This is a genomic window from Arthrobacter sp. PTI12, assembly GCF_056679915.1.
Genome location: NZ_CM155256.1, coordinates 452277 through 478657, shown reverse-complemented (window position 1 = coordinate 478657; position 26381 = coordinate 452277). Strand labels below are relative to the sequence as shown.

27 protein-coding genes, 1 tRNA gene and 1 pseudogene are annotated in these 26381 nt (G+C 62.4%); 15 read left to right on the top strand and 14 right to left on the bottom strand.

Annotation, left to right across the window (positions count from 1 at the left end):
* Window positions 1–18 precede the first annotated feature (18 nt).
* Complete coding sequence (locus AC1MBU_RS02365; protein WP_479788325.1) at window positions 19–2475, bottom strand: ATP-dependent DNA ligase; 2457 nt, start codon at window positions 2473–2475, stop codon at window positions 19–21.
* Between the two features lie 40 nt (window positions 2476–2515).
* On the bottom strand, window positions 2516–2998 hold the full coding sequence (locus AC1MBU_RS02360) for an SRPBCC domain-containing protein (protein ID WP_056545693.1): 483 nt from the start codon (window positions 2996–2998) through the stop codon (window positions 2516–2518).
* 46 nt (window positions 2999–3044) lie between these two features.
* Here AC1MBU_RS02360 and ku point away from each other — a divergent pair, with 46 nt between their 5' ends.
* Both ku and AC1MBU_RS02350 read left to right on the top strand, forming a co-directional pair.
* Window positions 3045–3887, top strand: a complete 843-nt coding sequence (gene ku / locus AC1MBU_RS02355) for a non-homologous end joining protein Ku (RefSeq protein WP_277358107.1) — start codon at window positions 3045–3047, stop codon at window positions 3885–3887.
* Window positions 3887–4135, top strand: a complete 249-nt coding sequence (locus AC1MBU_RS02350) for a hypothetical protein (protein ID WP_056545690.1) — start codon at window positions 3887–3889, stop codon at window positions 4133–4135. Before ku ends, AC1MBU_RS02350 begins: the two co-directional genes overlap by 1 nt.
* A 59-nt stretch (window positions 4136–4194) precedes the next feature.
* On the opposite strand, the gene AC1MBU_RS02345 is transcribed toward AC1MBU_RS02350, so the two are convergent.
* From AC1MBU_RS02345 to AC1MBU_RS02335, 3 genes are all read right to left on the bottom strand, one after another.
* Window positions 4195–5034 carry a formate/nitrite transporter family protein gene (locus AC1MBU_RS02345; protein WP_277358106.1) on the bottom strand — a complete coding sequence of 280 codons (840 nt, stop codon included), beginning with the start codon at window positions 5032–5034 and terminating at the stop codon, window positions 4195–4197.
* 90 nt (window positions 5035–5124) lie between these two features.
* Window positions 5125–5733, bottom strand: coding sequence for a flavodoxin family protein (locus AC1MBU_RS02340; RefSeq protein ID WP_277358105.1), 609 nt, complete (start codon window positions 5731–5733; stop codon window positions 5125–5127).
* Window positions 5734–5812: 79 nt separating this feature from the next.
* On the bottom strand, window positions 5813–6058 hold the full coding sequence (locus tag AC1MBU_RS02335) for a DUF2630 family protein (RefSeq protein ID WP_277358104.1): 246 nt from the start codon (window positions 6056–6058) through the stop codon (window positions 5813–5815).
* 138 nt (window positions 6059–6196) lie between these two features.
* Between AC1MBU_RS02335 and AC1MBU_RS02330 the strand changes: the two genes are divergently transcribed.
* A tRNA-Val gene (locus AC1MBU_RS02330) sits at window positions 6197–6270 on the top strand.
* A gap of 176 nt (window positions 6271–6446) precedes the next feature.
* Window positions 6447–6887, top strand: coding sequence for an Hsp20/alpha crystallin family protein (locus AC1MBU_RS02325; protein WP_277358103.1), 441 nt, complete (start codon window positions 6447–6449; stop codon window positions 6885–6887).
* Between the two features lie 98 nt (window positions 6888–6985).
* Here AC1MBU_RS02325 and AC1MBU_RS02320 read toward each other — a convergent pair whose 3' ends face one another.
* Window positions 6986–7444, bottom strand: a complete 459-nt coding sequence (locus AC1MBU_RS02320) for a DUF4383 domain-containing protein (RefSeq protein ID WP_277358102.1) — start codon at window positions 7442–7444, stop codon at window positions 6986–6988.
* A 245-nt stretch (window positions 7445–7689) separates the two neighbouring features.
* Here AC1MBU_RS02320 and AC1MBU_RS02315 point away from each other — a divergent pair, with 245 nt between their 5' ends.
* The gene (locus AC1MBU_RS02315; protein ID WP_479788320.1) at window positions 7690–7893 is read left to right on the top strand and encodes a hypothetical protein; all 204 of its coding nucleotides are present in this window, start codon (window positions 7690–7692) and stop codon (window positions 7891–7893) included.
* Window positions 7894–7905: 12 nt separating this feature from the next.
* Here the strand turns inward: AC1MBU_RS02315 and AC1MBU_RS02310 are convergent, their stop codons facing one another.
* The gene (locus AC1MBU_RS02310; RefSeq protein WP_277358100.1) at window positions 7906–8469 is read right to left on the bottom strand and encodes a cysteine hydrolase family protein; all 564 of its coding nucleotides are present in this window, start codon (window positions 8467–8469) and stop codon (window positions 7906–7908) included.
* A 110-nt stretch (window positions 8470–8579) separates the two neighbouring features.
* On the opposite strand from AC1MBU_RS02310, the gene AC1MBU_RS02305 reads away from it, so the two are divergent.
* From AC1MBU_RS02305 to pstS, 3 genes are read left to right on the top strand one after another with little or no spacing between them, the layout of a single operon-like run.
* Window positions 8580–9152, top strand: a complete 573-nt coding sequence (locus AC1MBU_RS02305; RefSeq protein WP_056545668.1) for a hypothetical protein — start codon at window positions 8580–8582, stop codon at window positions 9150–9152.
* A gap of 29 nt (window positions 9153–9181) precedes the next feature.
* Entirely contained in the window at window positions 9182–10669 is a 1488-nt protein-coding gene (locus tag AC1MBU_RS02300; RefSeq protein ID WP_479788317.1) for an FAD-dependent oxidoreductase, read from the top strand.
* Window positions 10670–10728: 59 nt separating this feature from the next.
* Window positions 10729–11841 carry a phosphate ABC transporter substrate-binding protein PstS gene (pstS, locus tag AC1MBU_RS02295; RefSeq protein ID WP_404800711.1) on the top strand — a complete coding sequence of 371 codons (1113 nt, stop codon included), beginning with the start codon at window positions 10729–10731 and terminating at the stop codon, window positions 11839–11841.
* A 188-nt stretch (window positions 11842–12029) separates the two neighbouring features.
* Here the strand turns inward: pstS and AC1MBU_RS02290 are convergent.
* Window positions 12030–12479 (bottom strand): annotated as a pseudogene (locus AC1MBU_RS02290) (SRPBCC family protein); the annotation flags it as partial.
* A gap of 218 nt (window positions 12480–12697) precedes the next feature.
* Between AC1MBU_RS02290 and AC1MBU_RS02285 the strand changes: the two are divergent.
* Window positions 12698–13177: a Dps family protein gene (locus tag AC1MBU_RS02285; protein WP_479788316.1), complete on the top strand. Its 480-nt coding sequence runs from the start codon at window positions 12698–12700 to the stop codon at window positions 13175–13177.
* Window positions 13178–13234: 57 nt separating this feature from the next.
* Here the strand turns inward: AC1MBU_RS02285 and AC1MBU_RS02280 are convergent, their stop codons facing one another.
* From AC1MBU_RS02280 to AC1MBU_RS02270, 3 genes are read right to left on the bottom strand one after another with little or no spacing between them, the layout of a single operon-like run.
* Entirely contained in the window at window positions 13235–14251 is a 1017-nt protein-coding gene (locus AC1MBU_RS02280) for a cation diffusion facilitator family transporter (protein ID WP_346027797.1), read from the bottom strand.
* Complete coding sequence (locus tag AC1MBU_RS02275; protein WP_277358095.1) at window positions 14248–14727, bottom strand: transporter substrate-binding domain-containing protein; 480 nt, start codon at window positions 14725–14727, stop codon at window positions 14248–14250. Before AC1MBU_RS02275 ends, AC1MBU_RS02280 begins: the two co-directional genes overlap by 4 nt.
* A gap of 51 nt (window positions 14728–14778) precedes the next feature.
* Window positions 14779–15591 (bottom strand): enoyl-CoA hydratase/isomerase family protein, encoded by an 813-nt coding sequence (locus AC1MBU_RS02270; protein WP_056545659.1) that lies wholly within the window; start codon window positions 15589–15591, stop codon window positions 14779–14781.
* An 82-nt stretch (window positions 15592–15673) separates the two neighbouring features.
* Between AC1MBU_RS02270 and AC1MBU_RS02265 the strand changes: the two genes are divergently transcribed.
* Window positions 15674–16195, top strand: coding sequence for a DUF4262 domain-containing protein (locus tag AC1MBU_RS02265; RefSeq protein WP_277358094.1), 522 nt, complete (start codon window positions 15674–15676; stop codon window positions 16193–16195).
* Here AC1MBU_RS02265 and AC1MBU_RS02260 read toward each other — a convergent pair whose 3' ends face one another.
* Entirely contained in the window at window positions 16196–17062 is an 867-nt protein-coding gene (locus AC1MBU_RS02260) for a CPBP family intramembrane glutamic endopeptidase (RefSeq protein ID WP_346027795.1), read from the bottom strand. It lies immediately after the preceding gene.
* 105 nt (window positions 17063–17167) lie between these two features.
* On the opposite strand from AC1MBU_RS02260, the gene AC1MBU_RS02255 reads away from it, so the two are divergent.
* Window positions 17168–18550, top strand: a complete 1383-nt coding sequence (locus AC1MBU_RS02255; protein WP_277358092.1) for a GH1 family beta-glucosidase — start codon at window positions 17168–17170, stop codon at window positions 18548–18550.
* 7 nt (window positions 18551–18557) lie between these two features.
* Here the strand turns inward: AC1MBU_RS02255 and AC1MBU_RS02250 are convergent, their stop codons facing one another.
* Entirely contained in the window at window positions 18558–19271 is a 714-nt protein-coding gene (locus tag AC1MBU_RS02250; RefSeq protein ID WP_479788315.1) for a LysR family transcriptional regulator substrate-binding protein, read from the bottom strand.
* 37 nt (window positions 19272–19308) lie between these two features.
* Here AC1MBU_RS02250 and AC1MBU_RS02245 point away from each other — a divergent pair, with 37 nt between their 5' ends.
* Complete coding sequence (locus AC1MBU_RS02245; protein ID WP_277358090.1) at window positions 19309–19689, top strand: DUF5997 family protein; 381 nt, start codon at window positions 19309–19311, stop codon at window positions 19687–19689.
* Window positions 19690–19692: 3 nt separating this feature from the next.
* On the opposite strand, the gene AC1MBU_RS02240 is transcribed toward AC1MBU_RS02245, so the two are convergent.
* Window positions 19693–20394 carry an SOS response-associated peptidase gene (locus AC1MBU_RS02240; protein WP_277358089.1) on the bottom strand — a complete coding sequence of 234 codons (702 nt, stop codon included), beginning with the start codon at window positions 20392–20394 and terminating at the stop codon, window positions 19693–19695.
* Window positions 20395–20487: 93 nt separating this feature from the next.
* Here AC1MBU_RS02240 and AC1MBU_RS02235 point away from each other — a divergent pair, with 93 nt between their 5' ends.
* From AC1MBU_RS02235 to AC1MBU_RS02225, 3 genes are read left to right on the top strand one after another with little or no spacing between them, the layout of a single operon-like run.
* Window positions 20488–21285 (top strand): hypothetical protein, encoded by a 798-nt coding sequence (locus AC1MBU_RS02235; protein WP_479788314.1) that lies wholly within the window; start codon window positions 20488–20490, stop codon window positions 21283–21285.
* The gene (locus AC1MBU_RS02230) at window positions 21282–22883 is read left to right on the top strand and encodes a DNA polymerase Y family protein (protein WP_277358087.1); all 1602 of its coding nucleotides are present in this window, start codon (window positions 21282–21284) and stop codon (window positions 22881–22883) included. The genes AC1MBU_RS02235 and AC1MBU_RS02230 overlap by 4 nt, the downstream gene beginning before the upstream one ends.
* 44 nt (window positions 22884–22927) lie before the next feature.
* A complete protein-coding gene (locus AC1MBU_RS02225; protein ID WP_479788313.1) occupies window positions 22928–26335 on the top strand; it encodes an error-prone DNA polymerase in 3408 nt (1135 codons plus the stop codon).
* Window positions 26336–26381: the final 46 nt, after the last annotated feature.

The window sequence follows — 26381 nt, the reverse complement described above, 5'->3', positions numbered from 1 at the left end:
CCTCCTTGATTCAGCGAATCAGATTTCGACGACGACGTCGGACGGCTTTTTGTCCGGCCGCCACCCCCGCCAGACCGGATGGCGCAGCTTGCCGGTGGACGTGCGTTCACTGAACTGCACCTCTCCGACCAGTGCCGGCCGGACCCAGCGTGCGTCTGATGCGTCAGGGGCCGGAACGTCATCGAGCGGTGCAGTCTTGCGTCCCATTTTCTTGAGCCGCGACCCGATCTCCGCCAGCTCACGTTCGGTCAGGCCCGAACCCACCCGGCCGATGTACTTCAGGTCAACGCCGTCGGGAATCGCCACGAGCAGTGAACCGACCTTGTGGGCGCGGCTGCCCTTGCCCGGCCGCCAACCGACCACAACCACTTCCTGGGTCAACGAGTGCTTGATTTTCACCCACGATTCCGAGCGCCGGCCGGGCGCATAGGTGCTGTTGACCCGTTTCGCCATGATCCCTTCGAGGCCAAGCTGCTTGCTCGCGTCGATCGCCTCATCGAGAGTCGCGTCGAGGGCGGGCGGCACCTGGATGTGACCGTCGCCCGGCGCGTCCACCGCCTGCTCAAGTACTTCCCGGCGCTGGGTGTAGCCGAGGTCCAGCAGCGAGTTGCCGTCGAGATGCAGCAGGTCAAACAGCAGGAAATGAACAGGCGTCCGCCTCCGCGCCGCATCGATGTCGGACTTCTTGGTCAGGTTCATGCGCCCCTGCAGCAAGCCGAAGTCCGGGCGGCCGGCTTTGTTGATGGCGACAATCTCACCGTCGAGCACCGCTTGCTCCGCGTTGACGTAGCTTTCGAGATCGGCCAGTTCCGGGTACGCCTTGGTCAGGTCGTTGCCGTTGCGGCTCAGCAGGCGGGTTCCCTCCGGCGTCACCGTAGCGACAGCGCGGATACCGTCCCACTTCATCTCGAATGCCCAGTCCTCCTCGGAGCGCAGCAGTCCTGGCGAACCACTGGTGGCGAGCATTGGTTTGAGCGTGGGCAACTCCTCGGTGGGCCGGACCGTAAAGGCGGGAGGCGATGGCTGCCCGGGCTGCTCCTTCATCAGATGGATGAGCCAGTTCTTCTCGGCTGAGTCAGTCGAGCCGCCCGTGTGAATGAGTGCGAACCGCCGGACCGCATTGCCGCCCTTGGCCAGTCCGCCGTCCTCCCGGCCCTGCAGCGTGCAGATGACCTCTTTGCCGGGCCGCCACTTCTCAGCCTCGTACGTGCCCGAATCCCAGATATAGACCTCACCGGCCCCGTACTCGCCCTTGGGGATAGTGCCCTCGAAGGAGCCGTAATCCAGCGGATGGTCTTCGGTCTGGACGGCGAGGTGATTCTCGCCCGTGGACGTCGGCGGTCCCTTCGGAATCGCCCAGGAAACCAGGACGCCGTCGCGTTCCAGCCGGAAATCGTAGTGCAGCCGCCGCGCGTGATGTTCCTGGATCACAAAACTGTTGCCGCCCGGCTCCCCTACCGCATCCGGGACGGGTTCCGGTGTCTTCGAAGCGTCCCGCATCGAACGGTACGTGTGCAGCCGGTCCGGGCCGCCGTCGTCGTTGTGCTGGAGGTTTGAGGACATGGGCTCCAAGCCGGCCTGCCCGCGATCCATGTCCGCGAGCAGATCGCCGTGCTCACGAATGCGCTCGATCACCTGCTCGAAGTCGAGGTGCGCCAGGTCCGGATCGTCGAGTTCCTCCCAGGTGCGCGGCGCGGCGACCATGGGGTGGGCCTTCCCGCGGAGCGAGTACGGCGTGATGGTGGTCTTGTTGCGGTTGTTCTGGCTCCAGTCCAGGAGCACCTTCCCGCCGCGCAGCGACTTCTTCATATCGCTGACCACCAGATCCGGGTGGTCAGCCTCGAGGATACGAGCCAGTTCCTTCGCGACCGCGGAGACCTGGTCCGAGGTCTGTTCCCGATTCAGCGCCGCATACAGGTGGATTCCCTTCGAGCCGCTGGTCACCGGACGCGGATCGAGGCCCATGTCGTTCAGGATCTCCCGGGCGAGCCGCGCCACCTCGGCGCATTCGGGAAGGGAAGCACCCGGCCCCGGATCCAGGTCCAGAACCATCCGGTCCGGGTTGTTCACTTCACCCTCAGGCCCGAACTGCCACTGCGGAACGTGGATCTCAAGGGCGGAGATCTGTCCCAGCCAAGTCAGGGTGGCAAGGTTGTTGAGCATCGGATAGACGTTGGTGTGGTCGCTGTGCTCGATCCCGTGGCGCTCAATCCACGACGGCGCCGACTTGTCGAGGTTCTTCTGGAAGAAGACCTCGCCCGGCTTCTCCTCGGTACCGACGCCGTTGACCCACCGTTTGCGGGTGACGGGACGATTGCGGGCATGCGGTATGAGGCAGTCGGCGACGGCCGCGTAATAAGCCAGCACGTCCGCCTTCGTGGTTCCGGTTTCCGGATACATCACGCGGTCCAGGCTGGTGAGTTTCAGGCGGCGCCCATCGACGGTAACCGTCTGCTGCGCGCTGCCTGGAGCCATTTGCCCAGTCTTGTAGGGAAGCGCCGATTACGCCAGTGGCTCAGCCGCCCAGCTGGTCCTCATACCGCGCCACGTACTGATCCCACAGCGCCGGGTCCTGACCCAGGGAGCGTTCATTCAGGTAGTCGTCCAGGCCCATGAGCGTCAGGTGCCAACCGGCAGCCGAGCGGGCGATGTCCTGACCCTCTGCGAGGGTGTTGGTGAGCGTGAGGAGGCTGCCGCCGTCGTCGTCGTCCTCAATTTCCCAGCGAAGAACTTCCTCGTCCCAGGTGTAGGCGAGCAACCGCGGCTTTTCAGCCTCCAGGACTGTGCCCTCCATCGGCCTCTGGCCGGGGAACGTGAAGGTGACCACCGCACCGGGACGCGGCAGGACATCCAGCTGGCAGGGGAACCAGTACTTGAGCTTCTCAGGATCTACCAAATGCTTCCACAACACCCGGGCCGGCGCGTTGAAGCGCATCTCGAACCACAGGGCAGGTTCTCCATCGGCGAGCGTTTTGGTAACCATCGGTTCGGAGTTCACCTAAGCAATCGTAGACCGGCACGGGCAACACTGGTTCACTAGGAACATGAGAGCCATCTGGAAGGGTGCAGTAGCGTTTGGGCTGGTCAACGTGCCGGTCAAGGTTTACAGCGCCACCGAGGACCACGACATCAGCCTTCACCAGGTTCATGACAAGGACGGCGGCCGCATTCGTTACCAGCGGCGCTGTGAAATCTGCGGCGAGATCGTCGAGTACAAAAACATTGACAAGGCGTACGACGACGGCGAGCGCACCGTTGTGCTCACGAGCGAAGACCTCGCCTCGCTCCCGGTGGAAAAGAGCCGCGAGATCGAGGTGGTCGAGTTTGTTCCCAGCGACCAGATCGATCCGATCATGCTCGACCGCGCCTATTACCTGGAGCCGGATTCAAAGTCCACAAAGGCGTATGTGCTGCTCCGGCGCACGCTGGAGGAAACGGACCGGACGGCGATCGTACAATTCTCGCTGCGGCAGAAGTCGCGGCTGGCGGCACTGCGGGTGCGCGGGGACGTCCTGATGATCCAAACGCTCCTGTGGCAGGACGAGGTGCGTGAGGCTACGTTCCCCTCGCTCGATGAGAAGGTGCGCATTTCGGCCAAGGAGAAGGAGATGTCAGCGGCCCTTGTCGAGTCTTTCTCCTCGGATTTTGATCCCGAGAACTTCAAGGACGACTACCAGGAGCAGCTGCGCACACTCATCGAGGCGAAACTCGAGAAGGGCGAGGCCCTCGATACAGATGAGACCTTCGGGGAAACCGGAGAAGAAGAGGGAGGAAACGTCCTCGACCTCATGGAAGCGCTCCGTCGGAGTGTGGAAAAGAATCGTGAGAAGAAGGGCTCCGCGGGGGCCAAGAAACCCGCAAAGTCGGCATCGAAGAAAGGCGCGTAATGGGATTCATCAGGAATGACTTCGGACAGCAGACAATAGCCAAGCGGCCCAATGCACCCATTGTGGGATGGGCGCTGCTGGGCGTCGCATCGATGATGGCGCTCGACGAGAAGAACCGGGAGGCGCTGGCGGATGCGAGCAAGGCATGCCTGATGGTGTGGGCAGCGCTGGAGTTGGCGGAGGGTGACAGCGGCTTCCGCCGGACCATGGGCACGCTGACCCTGGGCTGGCTGGCCCGCCGCAACTGAGCAATGAGTTAACAGGACACGCCCCTTATGAGCACTCTTTCAGGGCGTGTCCTGCCAGCTCAACTCGTCTTTTCCCGTTCGCGCTCCACGAGTTTGCGGTCCCGGACCAGGCGGAGGGCGGTAACCAGCAGGATTCCGCCGATGACGTTGAACACAACGGTGTAGCCGAACCAGCCCAGCCAGTCCAGGTAGCTGATGTCGGCGCCCGCGAGGATCGCGCCGAAGATGAGCAGCGAATCCAGGATGGAGTGGAATAACTGCAGGCCGGAGAGCACAAACCCGCCAACGACGGCGGCCATCAGCTTTCCGCTCATCTCCTCCGTGCCGTGCTGCATGCGCGTCATCAGCGTGATTGTGCTTCCGCCGAGCAACGCAAGGCAGATGGATTCCCAGCTGAACCCGGCGTCGACGTAGTGCTCGGCGGACGTGGTGACCGTCCCGGCCCACTGCGGGAAGGCGTTCATGGCAATCAGCATGAAGATCCAGCCGCCTGCAAGGTTCGCCACCAGGGTGCCGCCCCAGAGCCGGCCGAGCTGCGCAAGGCTCGCCTGCTTGGCGGTCACCGCTGCGATGGGAACCAGGAATCCCTCAGTGAAGAGTTCGCTCTTGGCCAGCAGTAGCGCAATGAGTCCCGCGCTGAAGGCCAATCCCGCGAGCAGGTGGTTGTCGGTTTCATGAAGCACCGCCAGATAGGCGATCACGCCGATCCCTATTTCGAAGCCTCCGAAGAGCCCGGTGATGAGTACGTCGGGGAAGGTGCGGTTCAGGCGCTGTGCGCCTTCATCCACTGTGCGGTCGAACGATTCCTCGATCTCTTCCTCGACCGGGCCCGCATTGTCGCCGAGTTCCCGCCGTCGGGCTTCGTCATCGTTCTTGTGATCGTTCTTGTGATCGTTCAAGCGACTCGCCTATTCCGTTGTAGTACCCGTCAATGCGCAGGACACACCCCTTTTGGGGCCCCTTTCGGGGTGTGTCCTGCCAACTCGATGCTAGGGAGCTGGGTAGGGAGATGCCTTGAGGGACTTCGCCAGGTGGACAGCGTTCACGGACATGGAGGAAATTGTGGAAGCAACCGGATCAGGTACCTGGTCCAGGTCCTTGAAGTCCACGGTCTGCATTGCTTCCCCGACCCAGTAGACACCGCCCTGCGCCGCGACGGTGAAGCCGATGTCGTTCAGGCCCTGGTGCATCTCGGCAGTGACATGGTGGGCGCCGTCCTCGTTTCCCACCACCGCGGTCAGAGCGACCTTGTTGTACATGATGGGCCGGCCGTCATCATCAGTCGAGGAGAGATCGGCGTCCAGCCGTTCGAACACCCGCTGTCCCAGGCTGCTCATGTGCCCTACCCAGATAGGTGCGCACAGGAGGAAGATGTCCGCATCGAGGATCTGCTGGCGGAGCTGCGGCCATTCATCCCCGTTTCCCATGTCGATCTGCACGCCTGGAGCAACGTTGTGGTCAACTACCCGGGCCGACGACGTCGTTACCCCCTGCTCCTTGAGCTTGCCAAGGATGTGGTCGGCCATCACATCGGTGCTCGAGGCATCGGGCGAAGGGGTGAGAGTACAGATCAGTGCAAATGCTTTGAGGTCGTCCATGAAGATTCCTTTCGTTGAGTTGGCAGGACACGCCCCTTATCAACGGGGTATCGGGGCGTGTCCTGCCAAATCGATGTGCTTACTGGCGGTAGCCCTCTACCTGGTCGATCGGCCGGGCCTCCGCTTCCTGCGGGCTTTCCCCTGCGTCTTCCTTCGCCCGCCGCTGACGGAGCAGGTCCCAGCACTGGTCGAGCTGTTCCTCGACCCGCCGCAGGCTGCTGCGTCGATCTTCGCCAGGAGCATCGTCACCCGAGGGTGAACCCCGCAGCTCGTGTTCCTTGTCGACCAGCGCCTGGATCCGCGCCAGAATGTCCTCATCGTCCATTGCCAAACTCCTTCGCTGACATCGAGAAGTGGAATAGCCTCAAATAGTCAGGCTACTTAGTGTCCGCCCGAATATCTACCGCACCCCCGCGTTTGCATCATCCGTCTGCCAATGACCTAAACTGTCTGGGAACTACTTGCCTGTGTAGCTCAGTCTGGTAGAGCATCCGCTTCACACGCGGAAGGCCCGGGGATCGAGGCCCCGCGCAGGCACCGTTCATAGCCCGTCCCGCAGCATGCGGGGCGGGCTTTTTTGTGTTCCGAATAGTTCGTTCAGAGCGAACATAAACCGTTAGCACTCTCCTCCTGCGAGTGCTAATCTACTTGCAGGTTGAGCGAACCAGACTCAACCCGAAGAAAGACTACTGACTCACAGGGAGTGAACCATCATGGCAATGAAATTCGACCCATTCCGTGAACTGGACCGCGTGGCCGGCGCACTTCTGGATCCCCGCCAGGGTCTGCGGCTGATGCCGATGGATCTGTACCGCGAGGGTGACCACTACATCCTGAGCGCTGACCTCCCGGGCATTGATCCGGGATCTGTTGACATTGACGTCGACGGCCAGCTGTTGACCATCCGCGCCGAGCGCACCCTGCGCAACGCAGAGGGAGTCAAGTGGCTGACCCGCGAGCGTGAAAGCGGATCCTTCCTTCGGCAACTGAACCTCGGGCAGGGTATTGACATTGATGCCATCTCGGCACGCTATGAAAACGGCGTGCTCAGCGTGACCATCCCGGTCAGCGAGCGCGCAAGGCCCCGCAAGATCGAGGTCGTTTCCGGCGAAGACGCCCAGCCGGTGCAGACGGACAGGGCTGTGGAAGCCTAAATCGTCAGCGGAGCTACGCACAGCACAAACAGAACGACGACGGCAGGTTGCGGCCCGCCGTCGTCGTTCTGTTTGTTTGTAGTTGGTTGGAGCCGGGACTACCGGTCCCGGACAGTGCGGTGCTTGTCCCGAAGAGCGAGCGCCAGCGCAATCATGCCGACGGCAAGGCCCAGATGGAGGATGTTGTCCGCCGCGTCCAGCGGAACGAAGTTCGCTGCCGAATCATGCGGGATGATGAGCCCGTAGATGAAGAGCACCGCGTAGATAACGCCGCCCCACAGCAGGAAGTTGTAAGCGCCGGTTGCAGTCTTTGCCATCGCGACGCCCGCGACGCCGAACAGCAGGTGAACAATGTTGTGCAGGATCGAAACCTGGAACAGGCCGAGGAGTTGCGCCTCGGACTCGGGGCCGGCGAACTGCAGCGTGTCGTAATTGCTGGTGATACCGGGAATGAATCCCAGCACGCCGACCAGGAGGAAGACCACTCCTACCGCGAGTGCGGCCTTCTGAATGTTTGTCCGGGTGCCTACACCCGACCCTGAATGTGTTGATGCCATTGCACTATCCCCTCTAAGGTGGCCGGACTGGCGGACACCGGCACGTGATCTTGCGAGCTATGGACAGTATGTCCCGCCATTTGTACTGCCAGCGTGCCACAGGCAGAACAGAATAGAAAGCTTGCTTAGCTATCTTTTCGATAAACGTTCGCCCATTTGGGCGATTACCCAGTTTTCATTCACCAAACATTCAGGAACGGCCCTTAGTGTGGCGTCAGTCACACTCTCAGGAAGGCCTTTCCCCAATGACCTCGCAACATTCCTCGCTTGCCGACTTCTCGACGCTCAGGCGCGGCCAGCAGATAACCCTTCGGCACTCCTCGGGAGACCAGTTCTCCGGCGTACTCGAAGATCACGCCGATGACTCCTCGGTTGTCTGGGTCCGGTCCGACGACGGCGCGGTCCGTCGGCTGTTCCACCGGGAGGACGGCTACAGCATCGGCATCTGATCCGTCCACCGCCTAAGCGCGCTTCTTCGAGAACAACTGCCGGATCCCGCTCGCGTCGAGGGAAACCTGACGGTACTCATCCATCAGTACGCCCAGCACATTCTGCGCATACTCACTGTTGGTTGAGGCGACCGCATCCCTGGCGTACACCACCCGCAGGTTGTTCGCGTAGGCATCCGCACCGGTCTGGGCCACGCAATTGTGCGTTGAAACCCCTGCGAGGACCACCGTGTCTACCTCCAGAATGCGCAGGCGCTGCAGCAGGTCGGTCCCGAAGAAAGCGCTGTCGCGCGTCTTCACCAACTCAGGAAGACCCTCGACATCGAGGTCATCAACGAATTCGGCCTGCTCAGTGCCGCTGAAAAGGAAACCCTGATCATCATCGAGCATGCTCAGTGTCCACGTTGATTTGTCCCGCTGGTGCTCTGTGCGGATGAGATAGACGGCAATGCCGGCCTCGCGCGCATCCGCGATAGCTGAGTTGCAGGCCGCAACCAGGAAGTCCTGCTGATTGCCGAGAGATTCGTCTTCAAAAAATGCCTTCTGCATATCAATGATGAGCAGTGCAGCCGTCATGTTCTTCCTCCCTGCGAAGGTTCCTTGCAACTCTTTGACAGCATACTTAGGAATCCTCCTTGAGGGGCAGGCCGGCGAGGGCTAGCGTTGACGCCACGGAGGTGATTACGGTGCGGACGCATCTGCCGGGCGTAACGGTGCTGCTCGCCGTCGTCGTTCTTCCGGGTTGCAGTGCGCAGACGGCCGCCGCGCCAACGCCGCCCTACTTCCAGCCGCTGCCCGTGAGCGTGGAACCGGGCGACGTGTTCCCGCTGCAGACTGCCTACAGCGGATGGTGGGACACAACGGCGCTCTCCCCCGGAACACCGGGGCTTCCCCTACTGGTTGGCCTGGTGCGTGCTGACACAGGAAAATTCCTCGCCGGGTACGACCGCTCAGCCGGGCGCCAGATCCCAGGTTCAGACCGGGATCCGGACGCAGGATGGCCCGCCGGCACGGTTCTCGCGGTCGACCTGTCGACCGGCGCGGTGTGGGACTGGTTCATTGTGAACGACGACGGCCTTCCCGCCGTCGGCTTCCAGGACCGGATCTCCGCCGAACAGGGCTTCCCGCCGATCAGCGGCAGCCTCACTCCCGGAACCTTCCACACTTTCCTGCGCGACGACGAAACCGGTGAGGTGATCTACCTCGGCACGGCGCCGGAAGGTCCGTCAGACAACATCGGAATTGAACTGGACTGGTAATCAACCGCACTACAGAAGGAGAACTGGCCGTGAAGTCCCTTTGGCTTGAATCATCACCGCGCATTCCCGTTGACACCTTTCAGGCGGACGGCCAGTACGATTCCGTGGTGGTCGGCGCCGGTATCACCGGTCTGACCACTGCCACGTTGCTCGCGCGATCCGGTCAGCGGGTAGCGGTCCTGGAGGCGCGAACGGTTGGTGCAGTGACTACCGGGAACAGCACGGCCAAAGTCTCACTGCTGCAGGGCACGCAGTTGTCCTCGGTCATCAAACACCACGGAGCGGCTCTGGCCCGTCACTATGTCACCGCAAACCGCGAGGGCCAAAGCTGGCTGCTCCGGTTCTGCGATGAAAACAACGTCAGCTATGACGTCCGGGACGCCTTCAATTACGCCATCACGGACGAGGGCGCCCGCCTCCTGGGCGAGGAACGGGACGCATGCGCCACTTCCGGACTCAGTGCCGTCCTTGAAGACTCCTCGGAGCTCCCGTTCCCGGTGACCCGTACGCTGCGCGTGGCTGGTCAGGCACAGGTACATCCACTGGAGGTCCTTGCCGCACTCGCAGCAGACCTGCGCAAGCACTCCGGCGAGCTCATCGAGGGCGTTCGGGTCACCGGCGTGAAGGCCGGCAGCACCAAGGGCGAGCGGAGCACCATCCAGACCTCGCTGGGCGAGATTTCGGCGGCCAGCGTCATCATCGCCACCGGAACGCCGATCCTGGACCGTGGCGGGCATTTCTCCGTCCTGCAGCCACACCGTTCCTATGCCGTTGCTTTTACCGTGCAGGACGAGATTCCGCAGGGCATGTACCTGTCAGTTGACTCTCCCTCGCGTACGTTGCGCACTGCCATGGTCGAGGGACGCCCGTACCTCATCGTGGGCGGCAACGGACATACCGTTGGGCGCGAGGCGCATACGCAGTCACTCGTCGACGACATCATTCGCTGGACCCAGGAGCACTTTCCCACCGCGCAGGCAGCGTTCAGCTGGTCGGCGCAGGACTACCAGCCGGCGTCATCGGTTCCCTATGTCGGGAAGATGCCCGTCGGCGGCCAATCCATCTACGCGGCAACCGGCTTCAACAAGTGGGGTTTCACCAACGGCGTGGCTGCAGGGCTGGCCCTGTCAGCGGAAATCCTCGGCGGGCAGATGCCGTGGGCGAAGGAGCTGTATAAGACCCGGGTCGGCAAACAGGACGCGCTCAGCACCGCAAAGACCAACGCCGGCGTCGGGGTCGAAATGGTCACCGGCTGGCTGGGCGGGCTGGCGCGGACCTCCCACGCCCGGCCTGCCGAGGGCCAGGGCGTGATTGTGCGGGAAGGTGCCCGGCCGGTGGGTGTCTGCCAAATCGCCGGTGTGACGCACCGGGTATCAGCTGTCTGCCCCCACCTCGGCGGGGTATTGAGCTGGAATGACGCCGAGCAATCCTGGGATTGCCCGCTCCACGGATCCCGCTTCACCCATGACGGCGTACGCCTCGAAGGCCCGGCCACACGCGACTTGCAGGCGCCGTAGGGCCGGTTCACGAGTTGTTCAACGTGGGGACACCCAGTATTCACCTGTATCGTGGGCGTGTGATTTTTCGTCGCGTGCTGACCATCGCCCTGAGCTGCGCTGCCGGCCTTACTGTTGCATCCTGCGGTTCGGACTACCCACTGGGGCCGGAGCAGGAAGCTGCCGCGCAGAACGCCACCTCGACCCTGAGCGGGACCATCACTGGCGCGGGATCATCGGCGCAGGGACCGGCCATGAATGCCTGGCAGGCGGAGTTCGCAACCATGCATCCGGACGTTCGCGTGCAGTATTCGCCGGACGGGTCCGGGGCAGGGCGCGGTGCACTTTTGGCCGGAGCCGTGGATTTCGCGGGATCCGATGCCTACCTCAGCGAAGAAGAACTCGAGGAGTCCCGTGAAGTGTGCGGACCCGAGGGCGCTTTCAACATCCCGGCCTATGTGGCGCCGATCAGTATCGCCTTCAACCTGCCCGGGATCGAAGAGCTGAACCTCGACGCCGCGACTATTGCCCGCATCTTCCGCGGAGAAATCACGCGCTGGAATGACCCAGCAATTGCTAGCCAGAACGAGGGCGTTGATCTTCCCGACACCCGCATCACTCCGGTCAGCCGCTCCGATGACTCGGGCACAACGGAAAACTTCACTGATTATCTGCATGCTGTAGTGCCGGAGATCTGGACCAACGAGGCGGACGGCACCTTCCCGGCAGGGCTGGCGGGAGAGAACGCCAAGGGCAATGCCGGCGTCGTCAGCACCGTTGCCGCCACCGAAGGCGCGGTCACCTATGCGGATGATTCCGCCGTCGGACCGCCGCTGGGCCGGGCAAAGCTTCTCGTGGGTGACGAGTATGTCGCTGTCAGTTCAGAAGCCGCGGCTGCCGCCGTCGACGAGGCTGAGCCGGTGGAGGGCCGAGCCGAATTCGACATCGCCCTCAACCTGGACCGAAAAACCACAGCCCCCGGCGCATACCCGCTGGTGCTGGTTTCCTACCACATCTTCTGCTCCACCTACGAGGACGAACAGACCGCAAACCTGGTCAAGACCTTCGGTACCTTCGTTGTCAGCGAAGAGGGTCAGCAGGCCGCTGCGGTTGCCGCCGGCAGCGCACCGATTTCCGAGAACCTGTCGGAACGCGCGACCGAGGCAATCAACACGATCAGCGTCGAAGAGTGAGGCATTCATCCCTTTAACCAAAGGAAGGGCTCTCCCGAGAGAGGGCCCTTCGTTTGGTTGACGTCCTAAGCCGGGTTGGCGGCTCGAGGCCCGCCCGATTCCGGGTCATCCAGTGATGGATCGGCAAGGCCTGCCCCGCCCGCCAAAGGATCAACGGTCCGGCCGACCGTGGCAGAGCCGGAACCGGGAGCGTCCACGTCACCGCGCCAGGCACCGGTTTCGTTCCCCGTGTTCTCGATGAACTCCTTGAAGCGTGCGAGGTCCGACTTCACCTGCCGGTCATCGGCGCCGACAGCTGCGCCGACCTTCTCGGTGAAACTGTCCGGATCCCAATCCAGCTGAACAGTGACACGCGTGGTGGAGTCGCTCAGCCGGTGGAAGGTTACGACGCCGGCATGGGACTTTCCGTCGGTACTCTTCCACGCGATCCGCTCGTCGGGATGCTGCTCGGTGATCTCGGTGTCGAACTCGCGCTCAACTCCGCCGATCTTGGTTACCCAGTGGTTGTGTGTTTCGGAGATCTGCGTGATCGATTCGACTCCCCCCATGAACTCGGGGAAGGTTTCGAACTGCGTCCACTGGTTGTAGGCGGTGGACACCGGCACTGAAACGTCTATGAATTCCTGAACTGTTGCCATTGTCTGTTCCTCCTCGTTTGCTGGAACTTCGCGCAGAACATCACGGATAACTGACCGCTTGTTCGCCACGCTAACCCACGATTCTTGCCGGATCAACAGAATGGTAAGTTTACTTAGAGTTTTCCCAGCAACTGGATTCGATCGAAAGCGCCGGTCTAGGCTGGGGCTGATGCTGGCGGCGAACAGCGGCCGGATTTCCGTCACGAGTGGAGGAACTTATGAAGGCGTCAAAAACACTGACCGACAACATGCAGGCTGTCCTGGTTGATCTGGTGGAGCTGCACCTGCAGGGCAAGCAGGCCCACTGGAACGTCGTCGGCAAGAACTTCCGCGACATGCACCTTCAACTGGATGAAATCATCGAGGACGCCCGCCTTTTCGCGGACCAGATGGCTGAGCGGATGCGCGCCCTGCACGCTGTTCCGGACGGACGCAGCGCCGTCGTCGCCAAAGGAACCTCACTGAATGAGTTCCCGTCCGGTCTGGTGGATACCAAGGACACCGTTTCCATGGTGGTAGCCATGCTTGAGGCGGCCGTCGGCCGGATGCGGGACGTCCATGACCAGGTGGATGAGGAAGATCCCACCACCGCAGACATCCTGCACGGCTTCATCGAGAAATTGGAGCAGTACGCCTGGATGGTCAATGCGGAGAACATGACACCCACGGCCAACGTGGTGAAGCCAGCCCGAAAGTAAGGCACGCACAGACACAGAGGGTGGCAGTCGCGAGAGACTGCCACCCTCTTCGTGTTGTCAGCGGTACTCCGAACCGCCCTTGGCTACGCCGGGCAGAAACTCCTCCGGTAGCTCCGCAACAGGCACAATGACCATGTCCTGTACTTTCCAGTCCATTTCCACGCACGCGTCCCGGGCCTTCTCGATTCTTCGCAGCGTTGCCCTCGGCCACGTCCGCGGCACTACGAACGATTCGATGTGGAACACGTGCCCCTCATCACGCACCCTCGATCTGGCTTCCCGGACCCAACCCAGGCTGCGGAGATAGGAGTCGATGCGCTCACCGACGGGATCGGGCTCGGAATCATCGTAGGTCCGGGCCCGTGTGTCGGTCAGGCCGCCGACGGCTCCGCGAAGGTTCTTGATCCCGTCGCGCAGGATGCTTGTGGAAATGAGGAGCGCTGCCACCGAGTCCGCCCACCACAGGCCCACGCCGATACCCAGAACACCTACCGCTGCCGAGAGCGCCGTCATCCAGTCAGCCTTGTTCATGTCCGCGTCGGCGTAGAGCACTTTGTCGTGAAGCGTCCTCGCGAGCTTCATCTTGACGATTCCGAGGACTACGGGAGGCCCAGCGGTGAGCAGCATCGCGAGTACCATCAGCCAGCCCAACCAGAAGGTGCTTCCCAAGAGCGTGATTCCACCGATCGTAGGGTGCTCGGCAGTGAACAGACCTATGCCGGAATCGACAATGAGATACGCACCCATCACCACCAGCGCTACAGCGGCCACGAGGTGCGCTACACCGACGGCGCGGTGATAGCCGTACGGATGGGACTCGGAGGGACGACGACGGATCACCCGGGTTGCGATGAGAAACGAGATCGGCGGAAGGAAGGACAGCAGGTCTTCGATCCACGCGGCCTTCATGGCCTGCGAATTTCCCAGGACCAGATACACCAGGAACGTAGAGACGACCAGGAATCCGATGGTGATCCATTCCCATTTGACTGCCTTGCGCAGGGCACGCTGCTGTTCCTCGGGCAGTTCCGTATGGCCGAAGCGCGCTGTGTTTTTTTCGCCGGTCGTGCTCACAATTCCACCTCCTGCGCCTGCAGGAATTGGTCAAGCTCCAGCAGGAAGGCATTCTCCCCCAGGGGAACCAGCATGATGTGCTTGATTGTCTTGCCGCGTTCATCGGCTGTCTCGGTGTAGGGCCGGGTAATGCCGGCCTCCTTGACCCACGGGGTATCCGCGCCGAATCCGCCGATGGCCATATCAAGTTCTCCGTGGAACAGGTCGCCGGCCAGCTCGTGTTCTGCGCCTGGGACCCACACGATCGCGGCGTCAAGTGTGTCCGCGAACTCCTCGACCAATTCCGGCTCGATGCCCTGCGGGTCCCCGGTAGGCGGCAGTTGAACCCACTGCGCGTTTTCGCTCACACCAACCCGGAGAATGCCTCCAGATACCTTTTCCAAAGTTCCTTCCGGATCCTGTGGAATGGTGATGCCGCACGAAGTCAGTCCGAGGAGGAGCACCAGTCCGGGGATCACCGCACCAATCTTCAGCATGCTTAGCAACATACCCCCTTCCTGCCGTTTCTGCAGGTCAGGGCACGATTGTCAGCGTCCGGGGAAGCTGGGGTGCTCCTTGGCGAGGAACGCGCGGGTTCCCTCCGCCTTGTCTTCCGTTGCGAAGGCGGTCCGGAAGGACTCCGCCTCGATGGCAAGCCCTTCATCGGTGGGCAAGCCCAAAGTCGCGATGAGAGTCCGCTTGACGAGCGCGACGGCGGCGGGAGACTGACGTGCCACCAGCGCCAGAGTGCTGTGCGCACCGTCAAGCAGGTCATCGACGGTATCGAAAAGCGCTGTGACGAGACCCGCCCGCTGGGCTTCCCCGGCATCCAGGCGGCGTCCAGTGAAGAGGAGCTCGCGCGCCAGGCCCGGCCCGACGTACTGCGGCAGCCGCACGGATCCCCCGAACCCCGGAACGAGGCCCAGGCTGACTTCCGGCTGCCCGAAGGACGCGGTCGACGCCGCATAGATGACGTCGCAGGCCATCGCCAGTTCGCAGCCGCCACCAAGGGCGAAACCGTTGACGGCAGCGATGACCGGGACCGGCAGCTGCTCGATCGCGAGCGTGACCTGGTGCATGCGGGAGCTGTAGGCGTGGGCGTCGTCCGGTGACATCGCGGTCATTTCGCGGATATCCGCACCGGCAACAAACGCCTTCCCCGCGCCGGTGATGATGACGCCGCGAACCGGCCACGCGCCGTCGTCGTTTGTCAGGACGTCAGACACCGCGTCGAGGCAGTGTTCAAGATCCTCGATCACTCTGGAGGACAGGGCGTTGAGGGCGTCCGGCCGGTTGACCGTGATGGTCAGGACGGTGTCGCGGATGTCTGTCAGGAGTGTGGCGTACGCGGGAAACTGCATGATCCCAAGCGTAGCGACCGAAAGTCATCAGAATGTCGGAGCGGGATGACACCTTTGCATCAGGCACATCGAAGGAGCGCACATGACCGACCTCATCTTTCACCCCCACTGCTCGTCGCTGGAGTTCTCAAACCTGTGGCGTGATGACGTCCTTGACCGCGAGCGCATTGAAGCGCAGGTGGCGCGGGAGGGCGTCCTGGTGCGCTTCAGCCAGGCTCACGGTGAATTGTCCTGCGCCTACACAGTGGGCCTCACTGAGCGCGGGCTCCCGGAACTCATTCTGTACGGCCAAAGTCCCGGTCACGTGCGTCATGCCTGGTCGTTGCTTGAACCTGCCCTGCATCTACTCACCCAGCCAGGAGCAAAAGTTTTCCACGGCCAGTTCGATGGACAGGCCGTCGAGGTGCGCGGGGCGTCGCTGAAAAGGCTGCGGGATGCGTTCCAGCTGTACGGACAGGAGGGATTCAGTGCGCTGCAGGTCTACTGGACGGTGGGTTCGGACAACCATCTGCCGCAGCAATGGGAGATCCGGTTCCTCGCGGCGCAGCCTTTCCTTGCCGGGGGATCACTCGGTGACCTGCTTGGCGGGAAGGGCAGTGCCTAGTCAGGGAAGCAGCTCCGGCGGCACCAGGAGCAGCAAGCCCACGCCGGTGCCGTTGAACACAACATGGGTCACTATGGCAGCACCCAGCCGTCCGGTGATCACGGTCAGCACCCCGCACATCAAGCCCACCGTGAACGTACTGAGCAGCAGATAGACGGAAGACCGGAGGTCCGGAACGGCACCGGTATGCAACAGACCGAAAGCAAGGGAACTCACCAGAAGGGCAATAACGGTAGAGGTCATCAGGGACCGCCGCTGCACGGCGGGCGTTACGGAATCGCGGGGGTTGCCAGTGCGCCGAAGCCACAGTGCATTCTGGATCCCGCGCAACACCAGGCCGCGATTGAACAGCTCCTCCAAGAAGGGCGCAATCAGCACACCGCCGAGGACGCCGTTGATGAGCAGCCATACTGTATCGCCCGTGAGAAACAGTTCGGCATTGCCCTGGATCACTTCGCCGTCCTGCAGCGGCCAGAGCAGGGTGAGAATCGCCAGGAGCACGGCCAGGACAATGCGTGCCGCAATCCCCACACCAAGTCCCACGGCGAGGTCGATCCAACGGAACCTGAGACCGAAATCGCGGGCAAGGGAACGGAATCCATGGCGCCGCGAGGCGTAGAAGGTCACTGAGAACATCGCGGTCCAGGTCAGCAGCAGGGATGCAAGGACCAGCGGCGGGCCGAAGGAAAGCACCTCCACCAGCGCAAGGGTTCCCAGCAGCGGCAGCAGTACTACAAGCACCAGCCCTGCCAGTGCCAGTCCGGCGCCCCACTTCGGCGCGAGGAGTCCTTCGGGAGTCAGCTGTGTTGGATTGGCCAGGCGAAGCGTTGTTCGCTGCCCTGCGGGCGGAAGAAAAGATCGGGCCATGAAAGCACCTTATCCGGCTATGCCGGGAAGAAACCGGGTCCGGGCAGTTGACGGGTGAGGGTGAGGAGCTCTTTAGTGAAGGGACATCGGAATCAGGGAGTGCGGATGAGCGAGTTCGGATTGCCGGCGGGGTTCGTATTCGGGACCTCAACTGCGGCAGCGCAAATTGAGGGTGCGGTCAATGAAGGCGGGCGCGGACCGAGTATCTGGGACGAATACGCCAGCCAGCACAGCAACATCCTCGATGCCTCAAGCCCTGCCATCGCGTGCGACCACTACAACCGGTATGAAGAAGACTTCGACCTCCTTGAGCAGTTGGGCGGCAAGGCGTACCGGATGTCCATCGCCTGGCCCCGCATTCAGCCCACAGGCCGTGGACCCGCCAATCCGGAAGGGATCGCTTTCTACCATCGGCTGCTCGACTCCCTGCTCGAGCGCGGAATAGAACCGTGGGTGACGCTGTATCACTGGGATCTTCCACTGGCGCTTCAGGACGCCGGCGGCTGGCAGAACCGGGACACAATCGATGCTTTCGCCGATTACACGCGGCTTCTCCGCGACGAGTTCGGGAGCAAGGTTGCCGCCTGGATGACGGTCAATGAACCGGTGGTGCATACCGGCGTCGGGCATGCGATCGGACGGGCGGCGCCAGGGCTCATGCTGCTGGGCAGCGCATTCTCCGTTGCACATCACCTGCTGCTTGCGCATGGGCACGCCGTCCGGGTGTTGCGCGAGACACTGGACACACCCATCGGCGTCGTCAATAACCACTCTCCCGTGGAGCCGGCAAGTGATTCGGAGAAGGAGCGCAACCTCGCGCTTCTCTACGATCACTACCACAACGGCCAGTTCGCGGCGCCGTTGCTGACCGGTGAGTACCCGGCTGATCTTGCGGAGATCGAAGGCATGTCCTTTGAGGTCATCCAGGACGGGGACATGGACATCATTTCCACTCCGCTGGATTTCTACGGAATCAACTATTACTTCCCGACGAAGGTCGGCGCCGCTCCGCCGCTGTTTCCGGTTCCGTTCATGCCGCGTGATTATTCGGACGTTCCGAAAACCGACTTCGACTGGCCGGTCATCCCCAGCGGGTTGACCACCATCCTCAAACAGCTCAAGGAGCAGTACCCCAACATTCCGCCGATCTACATCACCGAGAACGGTTGCGCCTACGACGACGGCCCCGGCGGAGACGTGGAAGACACCCGCCGGATCGAGTTCCTGGAGAAACACCTGGCAGCGATCGGTGATGCAATTGCTGACGGCGTCGACGTGCGCGGCTACTTCCACTGGACCCTTGTGGACAACTGGGAGTGGCAGGAGGGCTACACCAAGAAGTTCGGCCTGATCCGCATGGAACCGGCCACACTCGACCGCGTCCCGCGGGCTTCCTTCCACCGGTACGCAGAAATTATCGCTCAGCACAGGAACGCCACGATGAACTCTGAAACTGCTACGGCGCCGCTGGCCGCCGAAGCATCCTGAAATTCACTTAACGACGGCGGCCGCGCCCGCGAGGGTTCGGCGCACCTTTGGCGGTCGGTTTGTTCCTGGTCCTGCCGGGCGCAGACCTGCCCTTCGCGGGCTTTGCTGCCTTTTTAGGCTCGCTACGGGTTTCCTTTTGCTTGGGTACTTCCTTCTGGGCCGACGGCTGCCGTGAACTGCGCGCCGTCCTTCCCCGAACAATCCCGATGAATTCCTCGATGTCATCCGTGGTGTTCTCGGCAATCCATGCAACGGCAATTCTGGTGGAAGGTGCGTCCGGTACAACCCGAACCTCGACATCACGCCGGTTGTAATGCCTCGCAACGGACATGGGCAGCACAACGACACCGGCTCCCGACGCCGCGATTTCGATGGCCATCCGCGCTCCACCGCATTCCTGCACGTCGAGGACATTCTCGTTGCCCAGTTCTGAGAGTGGGACCTCATCAAGCAGGGAGAGCTCGTTATCCTTCGAGACCACCACAACGGCGAGTTCCTCGTAAAGCGGGATGACGCTGAGCGCGTCCCTGTCCACGGGCAGGCGGACGAACGCAAGGTCCACTGAGCCGGCCCGGAGCGCCGAAGCCAGCGCGCCGTCGTCGTACTCTGTTGCTTCGATCGGAAGCTCAGGGTTTCGCTCCCGCCAGCGTCCCACCCACTTTCCGGGCGTTACCCCGGGAACAAAGCCGACCTGCAGCGTGGAAGATTGGGGCTCGGGCACGTCTTCACAGTAACCCAGTCGCGGTTACGCTGAGAGGATGACCCCAGCGAAGTCCCCGCAGACCATGAAACCGGCTACCGCCGCGAAGAAACTTGGCATCTACCTGCCCGCAACACCACAAGAGTTCCAGGACAACGACATCTCCCGTGGAGACTTCAACCAGCTCCAGGAGAATCCACCCGAGTGGCTTGCCGAGCTTCGCCGCACCGGTCCCCATCCGCGTCCCGTAGTGGCGCACAAGCTGGGTGTCTCGATCAGCGGCCTCTCCCGCGGCGGAATCACAGACCCACTGACGACTGCGGAAATCACCGCGCTGCTCCAGTCACCGCCTGAGTGGCTGGTGGCGGAGCGCTCAACCATGGCTCGGGTACGTGCGGAAGAGAAGCGGGCCAAGGAAGCGCGGCGCGCAAAGGACTAGCTCCTACGCCGGGTTCAGCGGTTCAATCAGCAGCGGGCTGTCCTCCCGAACCGGCGCCACCTCGTGGAATTGCAGTTGTTCGGCAACGGGAGTGGCTGCTGCAACCGCTTCATCAGCAAGTTCCTGCGTCCCCTTTGTGGTGGGATCCAGCCACTCGTTCCAGAATTCGCGGGGGAGCGTCACCGGTGTGCGGTCGTGGATTTCAGCCACCGGCCCCACTGCTTGACGGGTCAGGATGGTGGAGGAGAGTACCCAGCGGTTGGGGTGGTCATCCGGTAACTCCCTGTTGCGCCACCAGGCGTACAGTCCTGCGAACACCACCGGTTCTCCCGGCAGGTGGATGTAGAACGGAATCTTTGTTTTTCCCTCGGTTCGCCATTCGTAGTAGCCGCTGGCAGGAATGAGGGCGCGGCGGCTCTCGAGGGACGGCTTGAAGGTGGGCTTGCTGCCCACCGTTTCCGACCGGGCGTTGAAGGTGGGCGCCTTGGTTTTCAGTTCTTTTGAGAACGACGGCGTCAACCACCACCGCGCGGCCTCCATGCGTCGGGTGACCTGCTCGTCTTTGAGTGATTCCAGGACTACCCGAACGGGATCGGTAGGGCTGATGTTCCACGACGGTTCGGGAAGATCATCGCCCACCGTGTCAACGTCGAAAAGGTCCACCAGATCCTTGTTCGAGCCTGCCACTACAAAGCGTCCGCACATGGAGACAGGGTACTGGAGTACTGGGTGACCATGAAGTCCTCCACAGCCTGGAAAGCCAATTGACTTAATCGAACACGCGTTCGAACATTAAGTGTGAGTTCACCAGCAGCAGCCATAGTTCAGGCCGTACCTCCGGGTCAGTTCCCCGGCGGTACCCGCCGGGCGCTGTCTGCCGTGGATCAGGCTGCTGACAAAGCCCGGCTCAAGGCGGAGCTCCAGTCCAAAATCAACGGCATGCAGAACAGCAGGCCCTCTTCCCGGCGGCTGCCCACCGTGCCGGTGTTGGCTGGAATTCTTCCGGGGGGCGGGCTCCAGGCGGGTGCGGCGTATTCGGTGACCAACTCCACCACCCTGGCTATGGCTTTGCTGGCAGGCCCGTCAGGCGCCGGAGCCTGGTGCAGCGTCATCGGCATGCCCACTTTCAGTGTGGAAGCCGCTGCCGGCTTCGGCATAGCGCTGGACAAACTGGTTCTGGTGCCCCACCCCGGGGATCAGTGGCTCACGGTGACTGCAGCAATGGTGGATGTGGTGTCAATTGTTCTGACCTGCGCTCCACAGCACGTCGCTCCATCGGATGCCTCCCGTCTGATGGCACGCCTACGCCAGCGCGGTGCTGCACTGGTGACCATGGGGTCCTGGCCGCACAGCGAGGCAACGCTCAGCGTAACCGGGAGCAACTGGCAGGGCCTGGGTTCAGGAACCGGGCATCTTCGAAGCCGCAGGATGCGGATCACAGCGCACGCTTCCACCGGCCGTTCACGCACCGCAGACCTATGGCTGCCGGATCTTCACCATGGGCCGTGGTCCACATCCATGTCTCCATCTGCGCCCGCTGCACATTCGGAGTCCGGGCAGCAGGAATTTTTCTCCAGACCGGCCCGCGCATCATGAAATCTTCCCGTTCCAGCCAGGCCGCGCCGGCATCCCCCACCACTACCCGCACCATGGCTCTCTGGTGTCCGGACTGGCCCATCACTGCAGCACTCAGGGAATACCTCCTGCCGGCAGAACACCCCGTGGCATTGATCGGGAAGGGCGAGGTTTTCGCCTGCTCCCCCTCCGCCCGGGAACAAGGAGTCAAACGCGGCCTTCGCCTCCGGGAAGCCCAGGCCCGGTGCACCACCCTTACTGTTCTTCCCTATGAACCGGCACTGGACGCGAGAAACTTCGAACCAGTTATAACCGCTATGGAAAAGATCATGCCCGGGGTGCAGCTTGTTCGCCCAGGATTATGTGTCCTTCACGCCAAAGGTCCTGCCAGGTATTACGGCAGTGAAGAACGCGCGGCGGCTGTCCTGCTCAAAACCCTCGCCGCCATCGGGCTCACGGCCACCCGGGTAGGAGTAGCAGACAGCCCCTTTGCCGCTGAGCATGCTGCCCGTGCAACGGAATTCCTGGAGGATCCGGGGGCCGATCCCGTATGGATCCTTCCGCCCGGAGAATCAGCCTCATTCCTTGGCAGCTTCCCCCTGGAAGTTCTGGAGGAACCAGCACTCGCGGTGGTGCTGCGCCGGCTTGGAATCCGCACGCTTGGAGATTTCGCCGCCCTTGCCCGTGCTGACGTCCGCAACCGGTTCGGCGTGGAAGGTGCACTGGCCCATCTCAAGGCAAGCGGATATGACCACCACAGCGTAGTGGTCAGGAAACCGCCGGCGGAACTCGACGCCGTCGTGCACTGTGAACCGCCGTTGGCACGCATTGATGAGCTGACGTTCACCCTGCGCCTGTCCGCGGAGGAATTCGTGGGCCGGCTGCGTGAAGCAGGGCTGGTGTGCACGGTTCTGGTGGTACGGCTGCAGTCGGAATCCGGTGAGGAATCGGTTCGGCTCTGGCGGCACCCCCGCTGGTTCGACGCGGATGACGTGCTGGACCGCGTCCGCTGGCAACTGCAGGGCAGCGGAAACGTTGAGCATGGGTTGAGCTCCGGAATCAGCAAGGTCCAGCTTCAGCCGGAGACGGTGGAGGATCTCAGCGACCACGCGGACGGGCTGTGGGGAACGGGCCCGGATGAAAATATTCACCACGGTCTTGCCCGGGTGCAAAGCATGCTGGGACATGGTGCGGTACTGACGGCCATGGTGGCCGGTGGAAGAATGCTCACCGACCGGCGGGTGTTCATTCCCTGGGGAGATCCGCCGTCGGAAGCTGCTGCCAAAAGCCGGGATCTTCCGTGGCCCGGCCAGCTCCCCGGCCCAGTTCCAGCCACCGTCTTCGACGAGCCCCGTCCGGTCCAGGTGCTGGACGGCGCAGGAAGCACCGTAGACGTTGATCGGCGCGGACTGCTCACAGCCGTTCCTGCCGTGCTTGTCGCGGCGCCTCCGCGGCAAACCGCCATTTCCTCGTGGGCGGGGCCGTGGCCCATTGTCGAGCGCTGGTGGGATTCGAATGGGCGCACCCTCAACCGGTTCCAGGTGGTGGATGAATCAGGAACGGCCTGGCTGCTGCTGCTTGTTGATCACCGCTGGTGGGCGGAGGCCAGCTATGACTAGGCCTTCCGTATGCCACCGTGCTGGCACAAACAGAGAGTCCTGACATGGGCTTCAATAATCCCCCGATTTCCTGGTCGGAGTTTGAACGGACCCTCTCCGATCGTCGCCGCCCCGGTTCCCCGCCCCTGGGTGCTGACGGCGGAGACAGTCCCGCCTGGTCCCTGAAACGGCATCCGTACTCCCCGCCGGAAGAACCGGTGACCATGCCTGACGGTCCGGTGGTGCCCTACGCGGAACTTCACGTGCATTCGAATTTCAGCTTCCTTGATGGTGCTGCCAGTCCCGAACAGCTTGTCGAGGAAGCCCACCGGCTCAGTCTCCACGGGCTGGCGCTGACCGATCATGATGGGCTCTACGGTGTTGTCCACCTGGCTGAAGCGGCAGAGAAACACCCCGGGCTCTCCACCATCTACGGCACTGAGCTATCCCTGGAACTGAGCAAACCCCAAAACGGTGAACCAGACCCGGAGGGCCGGCATTTGCTCGTCCTCGCCCGCGGCGCAGAGGGCTATCATCAGCTGGCCGCGGCAATCACGGAAGCTCAGCTGAAACCGGAAGCAGAGAAAGGCAAGCCCCGGTACAACCTTGCCGAGCTCGCCGCCAGGGCAGGCAACAACTGGATGATACTGACCGGGTGCCGCAAAGGAGCCGTCCGCCATGCGCTCCGCAACGGCAGCCTTCAGGACGCGGAAGAGGAAACCCGGCGTTTGATAGACCTTTTTGGTACGGGCAACGTCGCCGTCGAACTCTACGACCACGGCAACCCGCTGGACAGTGCGCACAATGATGCCCTGTGGGACATCGCCACGCGGCTGAAGCTGCCCGTCGTTGCCACCAACAATGTGCACTATGCCGTCCCTGAGCAACACAGACTGGCAACCGCGGTGGCCGCCGTCCGCGCACGCAGGTCACTGGATGACATGGATGGGTGGCTACCGGCGTCGGGGTCTGCGCATCTGCGCAGCGGCGCGGAAATGGCAGCCCGTTTTGCCGCCTATCCAGGGGCCGTGGAACGGACAGTGGAACTGGCGGATGATCTGGCATTCCGGCTCAGCAGCGTCAAGCCCGGCCTGCCCAAACTCAACCTGCCGGAGGGCCACACACAGATGAGCTGGCTGAGGAAGCTGGTCTGGGAAGGCGCAGCCAAGTTCTACGCCGGCAGGGATGATGTCCGTGAGCGCATTGAAAAAGAACTGCGTGTGATCGAGGAGAAAGACTTCCCGGGCTATTTTCTGATCGTCCATGATTTGGTCCACTTTGCGCGCACCCGGGGCATCCTCTGCCAGGGCCGCGGATCAGCAGCGAATTCCGCTATCTGCTACCTGTTGGAAATCACCGCCGTCGATTCCATCCTGTATGACCTCCCCTTTGAACGATTCCTCTCCAGCCTGCGGGACGAGGAGCCTGATATTGACGTCGATTTCGATTCCGACCGTCGCGAAGAGGTCATTCAGTACGTGTACAACAAGTACGGCCGGTTCAATGCCGCCCAGGTTGCCAACGTCATCACCTACAGGCCCAAGTTCGCGGTCCGCGACATGGCCAAGGCGCTGGGGCACAGCCCCGGGCAGCAGGATGCCTGGTCAAAACAGGTGGAGCGCTGGGGTGCACTGGTTTCCAGTGATGATCACGACATCCCCGAGCCGGTGGTGGAACTGGCACAGGGAGTGCTGAAGTTTCCGCGCCATCTGGGAATCCACTCGGGCGGAATGGTGCTCACCGACCGCCCAATCGGGGAAGTGTGCCCGATCGAGCACGGGCGCATGGACGGGCGCACCGTCCTGCAGTGGGACAAGGATGACTGCGCCTGGATGGGCCTGGTCAAGTTCGACCTGCTGGGCCTCGGCATCATGGCGGCCATGCAGTACAACTTCGACCTCGTCAAAAAGCACTTCGGTGAGGAATGGACGCTGCACACCATGCCCCGGGAAGAGCAGGGAGTCTACGATCAACTGTGCTTCGCTGATTCCATTGGAGTGTTCCAGGTGGAAAGCCGCGCGCAAATGGGAATGTTGCCGCGCCTGCAGCCCCGCCGGTTCTATGACCTGGTTATCGAGGTTGCGCTGGTGCGTCCCGGCCCCATTCAGGGCGGAGCGGTGCACCCGTACATCAAGCGGAAACTGGGCGAGGAGGAAGAAAGCTACCTGCATCCCAAGCTGATACCGGTGCTCAAGCGCACGCTCGGAGTACCGCTCTTCCAGGAGCAGCTCATGCAGATGGCCATGGTAGTGGGCAACTGTTCAGGCGCCGACGCCGATCAGCTGCGCCGCGCTATGGGGTCCAAACGCGGCCTTGAGCGGATCGACACCCTCAAGGAGAAGCTGTACGCGGGCATGAAGTCCAATGGAATTGTCGGGGAAACCGCAGACTCCGTCTACCGGAAAATCCAGGCGTTCGCCAATTTCGGCTTTGCTGAAAGCCACTCCATCAGCTTTGCCCTGCTGGTCTACGCCAGTGCCTGGCTCCGGCTCCACTATCCGGGGGCCTTCCTGGCCTCGCTCCTGCGCGCACAGCCCATGGGCTTCTACTCACCCCAGACCCTGGTGGCAGATGCCCGGCGGCACGGCGTCACGGTCCTGCGCCCGGACATCCTGCTGTCCGGGATTCATGCAGATCTGGAGGTGGACGGCTCCGCGGGAACAGGTTCCACAGGTTCTGATAACTGCCTGGCGTTCCACCAGCCCCCAGTGGGGAAATTCGACCGCACCATTCCCTTTGACTCAACGGTTCACCGCCGCGACGGCAACCATGCGGTCAGGTTAGGGCTGGACAGCGTGCAGTCGATCGGCAAGAAACTGGCACAGGCCATCGTCGAGGAACGCGAGGCAAACGGCCCCTTTGAAACCATGGGTGACCTGGCGCGCCGGACCGAACTGAACTCACAGCAGCTCGAAGCGCTGGCAGCTGCCGGGGCATTTGACTCAATGGGACTCACCCAGCGGGAAGCGCTCTGGCATGCCGGTCCCGCCTCCACGGAACGCGAGGGCCAAATCAAGGGAACCACTGTGTACATCCAGCCGCCCCTGTTTCCGGACCTTACCGACGTCGACCGCATGGCAGCAGACCTGTGGTCCACTGGAATCACCACAGATGACCATCCGGTGCGCCACGCCCGGCCAACATTACGACGCCGAGGCGCACTGACCGCCGCGGACCTCCTTTCCGCCGAGGCTGGTCGGCGCGTTGAAGTCGGTGGAGTGGTTACCCACCGGCAACGCCCTGCCACGGCTAGCGGCATCACCTTCATGAACCTTGAGGACGAGACAGGGCTGGTTAATGTCATCTGCTCAGTCGGTGTCTGGCAGCGGTATCGGCGGATAGCGCGGGAGGCCAGTAGCGTCCTGGTGCGTGGAGTGTTGGAGCGGTCCAACGAGGGGGTGGTGAACCTGGTGGCAGACAAGTTCGAGGTGCTCCGCCTCAAAGCCGCCACCAAGTCACGGGACTTCCGCTGACCGGGGTCTTGGCCGTTCAATGCATCAGAAAGTAGGTAAAAAAATA